This window comes from Gilliamella sp. WF3-4 (genome assembly GCF_001690275.1).
In the GTDB taxonomy this organism is placed as follows: domain Bacteria; phylum Pseudomonadota; class Gammaproteobacteria; order Enterobacterales; family Orbaceae; genus Gilliamella; species Gilliamella apicola_C.
Genome location: NZ_LZGW01000026.1, coordinates 1 through 9,904 on the forward strand (window position 1 = coordinate 1; position 9,904 = coordinate 9,904).

Genomic DNA, 9,904 nt, shown 5'->3' on the forward strand with positions numbered 1-9,904 from the left:
CACTGGCATTTAACAGTTCATTACCTTGGATATAACCCCCAATTTGGGTTTTGCTGGTTTTACTGCTGTTATTTAAAATTACACCTTGCTTTGAGACATCAAACTGTTGGTATTTGTTATGTGAAACGCCTTTATTATTCGGCGTTTGTATGTTGACCTGTGTGGTGCCGTTCGCCGTTGAGGTCACCTGCGGTTGATGATGTTTACTCGCTTGACGGTCCGGCACAATACTACTGCCATAAACTGGCGAACTGATACTGACAAAGCCCAATGATACAGAAATAAGAAAGGTTATCGGACTTAAATTGGCAAAAAGTGATTTTAATGCGGTTAGGCTTGAAGTTGAGTTGCTTTTTTCACCGCCTATCGGTGTCTTAGCAATATCAGCAACCACCATCTGCATGTTACGCTTTTTGTTAAAAATAACTCGATATAACTTCTTATTCATTGCTAATTCCTTATCCTTGATTTCTTGATTTTATTGCGATATTGCCTCTGTAGTTCTAATACTATTGAGCTTCTATTTACCTAGTAATTCCAGTTGATACCGAAACCTAATACTAACGGATTGGTTTTAAACCTTGCCGGTTTACGAATCGGTGCTCCTGCAAATACATCATAGTAAAATCCATAATGATTGCCTCTCACCCCAATAACACCTCCGGTTAAATGTCTACCTAACAAATATTCACTTTTCGCCCCTGACACTTCGCCGGTATCAAGCCCTAAATATGGCTCATAGTTAAACGGCGCTTGCCAAACTAATTCGTTGCGGATATACCAACCTCGATCAGCTTTTAACGTCAGTTCACCATCAAAACCGCGAACACTCCATCGACCGCCAATTGAAAACTGGTCCGGCGAGGTCAAACGTTCACCTCGCGTATATTGCCCTTGATAATCAAAACGATAACGAAATTGTTGCTGACCTAAACTAAAAGGAATATGTGTCGATAAATTGACTAAGAAAATGTCAGATAGTGCACTGCCATTATCTTCTGGATTATGCTCTTCTGGTGCCTTTCGCGCATTAAACCAACGTACCCCTTTTTGGTACGTGACGCCTGCATCTAAGGTTATATCTTTTATATAATGTCGATGTTGTAAGCCCAGTTGCCAGTTTGTGGTCTTCCTTTGCTGGATTTCTATTTCGGTATCATTAATATAGTTATGCGATTGGCGTAAGCTTATGCCGTAACTTAATGTGGTTTTTTGTGATTCATTCCGATGAATAAGCCGGCTAAGCTGTATATTGGCATTGCGACTACGACCACTGTATTTATAATCTTCATTTTGTCCTGCTACCGTCTGATGATATTTATTACCCGATAGCGAAGCGTTTAATAACCAATAACCAAATGGCACCGAATAAGATAATAAATAGTTACGTGAACCATATTTACCTTTACCGTTTAAATCATGCCCACCAGATAAATAAAATGCGTCGCTTAACGATAATAAATTGTCCAAATAGAGGGTCGCTCCGCCTTGGTCGCGTCCTGTTGCTTTGGTGCCTGAATCATCAACCGATAACCCAATTCGCCACATCTTTGTTTGCTTGCGACTAATTACGATATCACTTTCACCCGGTTTGTCGCCTGGCACTAATTGCATTTGTGCGCTGACCGTCGGTAAGCGTTGTAAATTCTCAAGCCCTTGTTCAATATCGCGTAAATTAAGTGTTTTGTTTTCTCTTACAGGCATAGCGCTATAAAGCTGTGCATATTTATCGCTATCATCACTGTAATAAATTCGCCTTACTTTACCTTCAACAAGCAATAATTTTAAAGTCCCTGCTGTTAAATCTTGCTCAGGTGCAACAACGCGCGTAGTAATCAATCCATAGCTAACTAAGCGGTCTTGTAGTTTACTCATCAATAAGTTAATTCCTTGCCCTCCCAAGCAGCGATGCTCTGCTTGTTGCGCCAGCCTCTTTAATGGAATAAACCAAGGTAATTTGTCTCGTTCCATTAACTCGACATGATCAATGTTAAAACAATGAGCTTCAGTCGGAAAATCTATCCCTTTAGTGGTAGCGTTCGGGGGTAATAAACGAATATCGGGGAAGGTAGGACTAAGCAAATCTTGTAGTGCTTTTTGTCGCTCTTGCTGGTGGATCAACTGCTGATCACCCAGTGCCTGTGTTGGCTGAACTTCGGCCAATACAGGGGTAAAGGGTAAGATCACAAAGGCTAAACTTACTAGATATTTTATAGAAACTTTCATCGGAAAACTTATTATCGTGTTAATTTTACTCAAATGCCAGACAAAATTCAGTCAGGATATTAAACTTTATTAGACTCAATGTCCATATAAAACATAAAAAGATATTATTAAATAATATCTTTCAGATTGATGACAAACCTCGATATAATTCGGGGTTTATTTTTTTATTTAAACCTAAATAGGATTTTTAATTTGGATTTTATTAAATAAATTAAAAAATAGCCTAAAAAAACGTAACAAAAATAGCTTTATCGCTATTTTCTTGATATTTTGAGCCGTTGCGGCCAATAAACACTGCATTTGAACCTGCGCTCTTCCTCTAAATCGAGCATAACGATGTCCGTGATGTTGTTTAGCATCAGCAAAGCTGCGCTCTATCGTTTCTTTTCGCCGAGCATAGACTTTTTTACCCCACTGACTTAAATGAATCTCGTTGGCTTTTTCTTTATCTGCTTCCCAGATATGCCGTGTGATGACTTTCTGTGTATTTTTACTCTGTGTACACTGTGACAATAACGGACAGATTTTGCAGGTTGTTGCATCAGAATGATAATGACGATAACCTTCCCTGCTGGTAGTTTTATATATTAATGTTTGCCCGTTTGGGCAAGTATAAGTATCGTTTTGACGGTTATAGATAAACTGCTTTTTTCTGATGGGATTCGCACCATGGGTGGGGCGACGATAACCCAACACCGGATATATCTGCTCTGCCAGCAGTAAATGGCAAATGGGAGCCGTAAAATAACCCGCATCAAGACCGACACCAACCGGATTAAAGCCAAACCGCTCTAGCTGGCGTTTTAATCGAGCCATATAAGGCTGGGGATCATGGATATTTCCGGCTGTGACATAGGTATCGGTAATTAAATTATGTTTGCCATCAACCGTTCGGTGATCTAAGTAGAAGAATCCTTTAGGCTTGCCTTCCCGATGCATAAAGCCACTGTCCGGATCTGTTGTACTGACTTTAACATCCTTGTATTTCTCTACCGTCGATGGCTTTAAGGCTTTTTTCCGTTTAATTCTCTTTCTGCGTTGACGGCTTGATTAAGCGCATCAATATATTGACTGGGCTCAACAATACGCTGCTCATTACGTGCTTTGCCTTTATTGGCATTTGCTTTTAGGTGAGTACTGTCCGTATATAAAACCCGACCACTTATCAACCCTTTGGCAATGGCCTGCTCAACAATATTATCAAAAATCTGTAGATAGATTTCACTGTCATTAAACCGACGGCGTCAATCACTTTTTCGGTTAATCCCATTCCCAGAAACCAGCGATAAGCTAAATTGACCTGAATTTCCTGAACTAGACGACGTTCACTGGGGATACCGAAAAGATACCCCAATAGCATGATTTTAAACAGTCTGACCGGATCTTCTGCCGGACGACCGTTATTAAGGCAATAAAGTGGTGCTACCGCTTCTCGAATAAATTCAAAATCAATGACTTTAACTATTTTACGAACAAGATGATTTTGAGGGACAAGCGCATCTAGCGAGATTTGCTCTATTTTTTCTGGTGTCGCTGGAGTTGTTTTTTTTAGCATAGAAGAATTCTTCTTATAATGGACTCCTCTCTATTAGATCAAAGAACTCGCCAAAAAGCGAGCTCTTTGTCATCAATCTGAAAGATATTATTAAATAATATCTTTTTATGTTATTTTTAAAGGTATTTTTATTGCTTATGGAGTTTGTCTATTCTGGTTTTTATTATAATCACAATAATTTATTAATAAAAATTTTCTCTATTTGGATTTTAATTCCTTGATACCTTTTTGAAAATATATGACTCATTACAGCACTAAATATAATAAATTCCATTTTGATTAACGCTAGAGGTTACAAGCTTTGGGCTAAAAATATTCGATAATTTCAATGAAGAGGGGAGTAAATCATAACAAGAGTAACATCATGATTCATTTTAGTTACCGAGCCCAAATTTTATGCACTCGAGTAAGCACTAATACTTTTTTAGGGTTTATTTCTAAAGCTGATATTTTAAACTAAGTTAAACAACTATCTGTTCATTCTTGCGATTTTTTACTTCTAGATCTTTTAAACATTTAATGTCGGATGTCTCCATATCGCCGTATTTTTCCATTGATAAAAAGTTGATTTATTCATGTCCCATTCCCCCCCTTAACAGCAATGCCTGATTATTTTTTTAAAATAAATACAATTTGTATCGTTCAGTCACTTTTTTCATATTTAAACCCTCTTTTATTTTTATTATAGAGAATTTTCTACTTTTTTGCTTTACTATCTTTAGGGGATAGTTACACAGAACACTTCTGGACGAGATGCACGCTGTTTAATAAAATTAATATCGAAAACATCAGTTGTAAAAAAACCTTACTTTTTATAAGTAAGGTTTAGGAAGTTAACATTAATAAACAAAATTATGCTTCTATAGCAACCCGTAATTTCTTCATTGCATTTTTTTCAAGTTGACGAATACGCTCAGCTGAAACACGATATTTATCGGCTAGCACTTGCAATGTTGATTTACTATCATCAGAATCTAGCCATCGTGCTTTAATGATATCTTGGCTACGTTCATCTAATTGTGATAATGCATCATGTAACTTATCTGTCGCGTCATTTTCCCAATTATCATTTTCAATTGACTTAGAAAAATCAGAGTTACTATCTTCTAAGTAGAGAGAAGGTGCAACAATTGAATTATCATCATCATCACTATCTACATCAAATGACATATCTTGAGCCGACATACGAGACTCCATTTCAAGCACGTCCTTACGGCTTACACCCAACTCATTGGCCACCATATCAACTTCGGCATTATTAAACCAACCTAAACGTTGTTTGGTCTTTCTTAGGTTAAAAAATAACTTTCTTTGTGCTTTGGTTGTTGCAACTTTAACAATACGCCAATTTTTAAGTACATATTCATGAATTTCAGCTTTTATCCAATGGATTGCAAATGAAACTAAACGCACCCCAATTTCTGGATTAAAACGACGCACAGCCTTCATTAAACCGATATTACCTTCTTGGATCAAATCCGCCTGTGGTAAACCATACCCTGAATAACCACGAGCAATATGAGCGACAAAACGTAAATGAGACAAAATAAGTTGTCTTGCGGCATCGACATCGTCATGATAATAAAGTTTTTCACCCAATGATTTTTCTTCTTCTGCAGTTAGCATTGGATAAGTGTTAACCATACGAACATATGATTCAATGTTACCTTGTGGAATTAAAGCACCTACTTGGATTTTTATATCAGTATTCATTTAACTCCCCCTTTATCTTAACTAATTCTTGTTACATAAATTAGATGTAACAATCAAAAAACGTAAAACTACTGTCTATTTATTACTTTGACCTTCAGACTATAAATTAGTTCATCCTTTTTATGTAAAATCAATAAAAATATCCCTAAGTTAGCTACTCATCAATACTAATATATATTTTAGTTAGTTACGTAGAAATAGCTAGGTAATTTTTGTCATTTTTAAATATTTTTTTGTTGCAACAAATGATGAAAACCATCCAATAATTATAGTAATAAGTAAAATTAATAGGCTTTCATCCCATAATAAACCTTCAATATGAATTATTGTTCCAAAAGCATCAGAAACATTCAATATGATTGCTTCTATTTGAAAAATAAATATTTCTGATAATGCCAACGCAATAATAGCGCTAATAAAACTAATAAAAATTCCACTATATAAAAAAGGGCGCAGAATAAAACCTTCTGTTGCGCCAATTAATTGCATAACAATTATGGTTTGTTTTCTAGCAAAAATATTCAAACGAATACTATTACCTATTACAAGTGATACAGCAATAATCATAAAGATTGAAATAACCCAAACAATAGATTTCACCATATTTGTTAACGCAGTTAATTTAGTAAACCAACTATCATCTAACTTTATATCATCTATCCCCTCAATATTGAGTAATTCAGCTTGTAACCGATGCACTACCTCTGTATTTTTTGCTTCTTCTTTAGGTATAACAATCGCCACTGCCGGTAATGGGTTTTCATCTAATAGATCTAATGCACTGCTAAAACCAGACCATGCCTTAAACTCTTCTTTTGTTTCTTCTCGAGAAAGGTAATCAACTCTATCAACCTCGATAAAATATTTAAGTTTGCTCAATAATTCAGCTGTCTGCTCTGAAGTTAATTCTTTATTAATATAAACGGTGAGATTCGGTGTTGGGTACCATTTATGTGCAGCTTGATTAGCATTCTTCCAAAGTAAATAGCTAATAGTGGGTAACATAATAGAAATTGCAATAACAAAAATAGTCAGTAATGATGCAAAAATATGTTGTGTAAAATCATTAAATGTATTGCGCCAAGCATAACCAATTTGCCTTTTCCAACGAGACAAAAAGCTATTTTGATTTTCTTTCGATTTAGCAGAATTACGCGTCAATTTTTAACCTCTAAACGCCCTTCAGTTAAATGCAATATTCTATGATGCTTGCGACGAATAAGTCCTATATTGTGTGTTGCCATTAAGACGGTTACACCTGCTTGATTGAATTCTTCAAAAAGTTTTAAAATATCTTTTGATAGTTTATCGTCTAAATTACCTGTCGGTTCATCGGCAAGCAAGACGCTTGGATGGTTAACAATTGCTCGCGCAATTCCCACTCGCTGCTGTTCTCCTCCCGATAATTGTATTGGGTAAAATTTCATTTTATCTATCAATCCGACCTTATCCAACGAAGCTGAAACTCGGCTACGAATTTCTTCCGCGGGTTTACCTAAAATGATCAATGGAATAGCAACATTATCATAAACGGTATGGTCCATTAATAACTGATGATCTTGAAACACCATGCCAATAGTACGACGTAAAAATGGTATATCGTGTTTTTTTAAATTTGAAACATCAATGCCATTTAATAACACTTTACCATCATTAGCTTTTTCTAAACCACAAGTTAACCGCATTAACGTACTTTTACCCGCTCCAGAATGTCCTGTTAAAAATGCCATTTCTCCGGATGATAAAGTAAAACTTATATTCTGCAGTGCTGGCTTACCACCAGAATAAATCTTACTTACACGCTGAAATTGGATCATGAATTTTCTCTATTCATCTTTTTCATCAAATAGGGCATTGATAAAATCATCGGCAACAAAAGGTCTCAAATCTTCAATTTTTTCACCAACGCCGATATAACGTATAGGAATATTAAATTGATCTGCAATACTGAAAATAATACCACCTTTTGCCGTACCATCTAATTTAGTTAATGTCAAACCTGTCACACCTACTGCTTCATTAAATAGTTTAGTTTGGCTAATAGCATTTTGGCCGGTACCGGCATCAATAGTTAACATGATCTCATGAGGAGCTGTTTCATCTTGTTTTTTTATCACTCTGACTATTTTTTTCAATTCATCCATTAAATGAGATTTATTTTGCAAACGCCCTGCTGTATCGGCAATTAACACATCTATTTTTTTTGCCTTTGCTGCTTGTATTGCATCAAAAATAACGGAAGCTGAATCAGCATTAATATGCTGCGCAATAACAGGAATATGATTCCTTTCACCCCAAACTTGCAGCTGTTCAACGGCTGCTGCACGAAAAGTATCACCAGCAGCAAGCATAACTGATTTACCTTGCTGTTGAAATTGACGAGCTAATTTGCCAATTGTCGTGGTTTTGCCTACACCATTAACACCAACCATTAAGATAACAAATGGATTATGGTTACTCACCTCTAAAGGTTTATCTACCCCATCTAAAATAGACTTCATTTCTTGTTTTAAAAGTTCTTGAAGAGCATCAGCATCTTTTAATTCTTTTCTTGAAGCCTGTTGAGTTAACGAGCTTATTAGTTTTTGTGTAGTATCAAAACCAACATCAGCAATAATAAGTTGCTCTTCTAGCTCTTCAAATAAAGCATCATCAATTTTTTTTCCTTTGAATAAACTTAGAAAACCAGCTCCAATATTCTGTTTAGTCTTAAAAAGACCTTTTTTTAAACGAGAGAAAAACCCTTCTTTTTTTTGTTCAACCATAAATAATTCATCCCATGATCACTTAAAGATCATTTTATCTTATTTTAGAATAAAGCCCAATTAATTCGATATTTTTAGAACATTATAAAAGATGGAATTCGTTGATCATAGCCAATATTGGTTATAAATAAAGATCTTGAGTTGTGATATATCGCCATTCATTTAATGGCAACTGATGAGCAAACAGATTGTATGCGCCTATTTGAACTCTAACCAATCTTAAACAAGGAAAACCAACAGCAGCACACATACGTCTAACCTGTCGATTTTTTCCTTCTGTGATTGTAATGCTTACCCATGAAGTTGGTATTGTTTTGCGCTCTCTAATAGGAGGAACTCTTTGCCATAATTGCAATGGTTCATCAAGAAAAGTTACTATAGCCGGTGCGGTATAAAGTTCTTTTAATTGAATTCCTTTTCTTAACCTATCTATAGCTTTTTGATTAATAACGCCTTCCACCTGTACCCAATATGTTTTGGGTAATTTAAACTTTGGTGAGCTGATTTTTGCCTGCAATTTACCATTATTTGTTAGCAATAATAGCCCTTCACTATCAGTATCTAAGCGTCCAGCGGGATAAAAATTAGGTAATGTAATATAGTCTTTTAATGTTTGATATTTTTCATGCACCGAAAATTGTGTCACAACATTAAACGGTTTATTAAAGGCTATTAGTGAACTCATTTTATCATCTTCAATACGTTATTCTTCGGACTATCCGCGCTAGATATTATTATACAAATAAGCGCTCCATTAAATAAAATACCAAACGTAAAAAAGCCCAGCATCACTGCTGGGCTTCACTAAATTTAAAAGTCTGGCGGCACCCTACTCTCACATGGGTAATACCCACACTACCATCGGCACTACGGCGTTTCACTTCTGAGTTCGGCATGGGGTCAGGTGGGACCACCGCGCTATTACCGCCAGACATATCCTGTCTTCTCTTCTCTCAATTACTGTGTATTATCTCATATCCACAACAATCTCTCAATCCGGAACAAACTGCTCTCTCATTTATTAAACAATTTAAAGTCAATCTCTATACAATCATCAACTTCAATCATCCTATCGCGTAACTCCAAAACAACTCCGAGTTGTAAGGTTAAGACTCTCGGTTCATTAGTATCAGTTAGCTCAATGTATCACTACACTTACACACCTGACCTATCTACGTCTTAGTCTCAAACGGACCTTACTGAATCTCTTCAGGGAAAACTCATCTCAAGGCTAGTTTCGTACTTAGATGCTTTCAGCACTTATCTATTCCGCACGTAGCTACCGGGCAATGCAATTGGCATCACAACCCGAACACCAGCGGTGCGTTCACTTCGGTCCTCTCGTACTAGAAGCAAACCCTCTCAATTTTCCTACGCCCATGGCAGATAGGGACCGAACTGTCTCACGACGTTCTAAACCCAGCTCGCGTACCACTTTAAACGGCGAACAGCCGTACCCTTGGGACCTACTTCAGCCCCAGGATGTGATGAGCCGACATCGAGGTGCCAAACACCGCCGTCGATATGAACTCTTGGGCGGTATCAGCCTGTTATCCCCGGAGTACCTTTTATCCGTTGAGCGATGGCCCTTCCATTCAGAACCACCGGATCACTATGACCTACTTTCGTACCTGCTCGAGCCGTC

At 36.7% G+C, this 9,904-nt stretch carries 6 protein-coding genes, 2 rRNA genes and 2 pseudogenes; all 10 read right to left on the minus strand.

Going from position 1 to position 9,904, the window contains the following annotated elements; genetic code table 11:
- Positions 1 to 448: two-partner secretion domain-containing protein (locus A9G47_RS06180; protein ID WP_176700665.1), on the minus strand; the 448-nt coding region annotated here is incomplete at its 3' end.
- Between the two features lie 80 nt (positions 449 to 528).
- On the minus strand, positions 529 to 2,226 hold the full coding sequence (locus tag A9G47_RS06185; protein WP_065588090.1) for a ShlB/FhaC/HecB family hemolysin secretion/activation protein: 1,698 nt from the start codon (positions 2,224 to 2,226) through the stop codon (positions 529 to 531).
- A gap of 174 nt (positions 2,227 to 2,400) precedes the next feature.
- A pseudogene (locus A9G47_RS06190) lies at positions 2,401 to 3,781 on the minus strand (IS1182 family transposase).
- Positions 3,782 to 4,633: 852 nt separating this feature from the next.
- Positions 4,634 to 5,494, minus strand: coding sequence for an RNA polymerase sigma factor RpoH (gene rpoH, locus A9G47_RS06195; protein ID WP_065566153.1), 861 nt, complete (start codon positions 5,492 to 5,494; stop codon positions 4,634 to 4,636).
- A 201-nt stretch (positions 5,495 to 5,695) separates the two neighbouring features.
- A complete protein-coding gene (ftsX, locus tag A9G47_RS06200; protein WP_065579446.1) occupies positions 5,696 to 6,655 on the minus strand; it encodes a permease-like cell division protein FtsX in 960 nt (319 codons plus the stop codon).
- Positions 6,652 to 7,311, minus strand: coding sequence for a cell division ATP-binding protein FtsE (ftsE, locus tag A9G47_RS06205; protein WP_065566155.1), 660 nt, complete (start codon positions 7,309 to 7,311; stop codon positions 6,652 to 6,654). Before ftsE ends, ftsX begins: the two co-directional genes overlap by 4 nt.
- Before the next feature lie 9 nt (positions 7,312 to 7,320).
- Positions 7,321 to 8,244: pseudogene (gene ftsY, locus A9G47_RS06210) on the minus strand (signal recognition particle-docking protein FtsY); the annotation flags it as partial.
- 136 nt (positions 8,245 to 8,380) lie between these two features.
- Positions 8,381 to 8,944 carry a pseudouridine synthase gene (locus tag A9G47_RS06215; RefSeq protein WP_065566156.1) on the minus strand — a complete coding sequence of 188 codons (564 nt, stop codon included), beginning with the start codon at positions 8,942 to 8,944 and terminating at the stop codon, positions 8,381 to 8,383.
- Between the two features lie 131 nt (positions 8,945 to 9,075).
- Positions 9,076 to 9,191 (minus strand): 5S ribosomal RNA (gene rrf / locus A9G47_RS06220).
- Between the two features lie 170 nt (positions 9,192 to 9,361).
- Positions 9,362 to 9,904 (minus strand): 23S ribosomal RNA (locus tag A9G47_RS06225); the annotation flags it as partial.

What these genes read in the sequence shown, in the direction of transcription:
- A9G47_RS06215 (WP_065566156.1), bottom strand. Translation starts at nt 8,944, where the DNA reads ATGAGTTCACTAATAGCCTTTAATAAACCGTTTAATGTTGTGACACAA.
- ftsE (WP_065566155.1), bottom strand. Translation starts at nt 7,311, where the DNA reads ATGATCCAATTTCAGCGTGTAAGTAAGATTTATTCTGGTGGTAAGCCA.
- A9G47_RS06185 (WP_065588090.1), bottom strand. Translation starts at nt 2,226, where the DNA reads ATGAAAGTTTCTATAAAATATCTAGTAAGTTTAGCCTTTGTGATCTTA.
- rpoH (WP_065566153.1), bottom strand. Translation starts at nt 5,494, where the DNA reads ATGAATACTGATATAAAAATCCAAGTAGGTGCTTTAATTCCACAAGGT.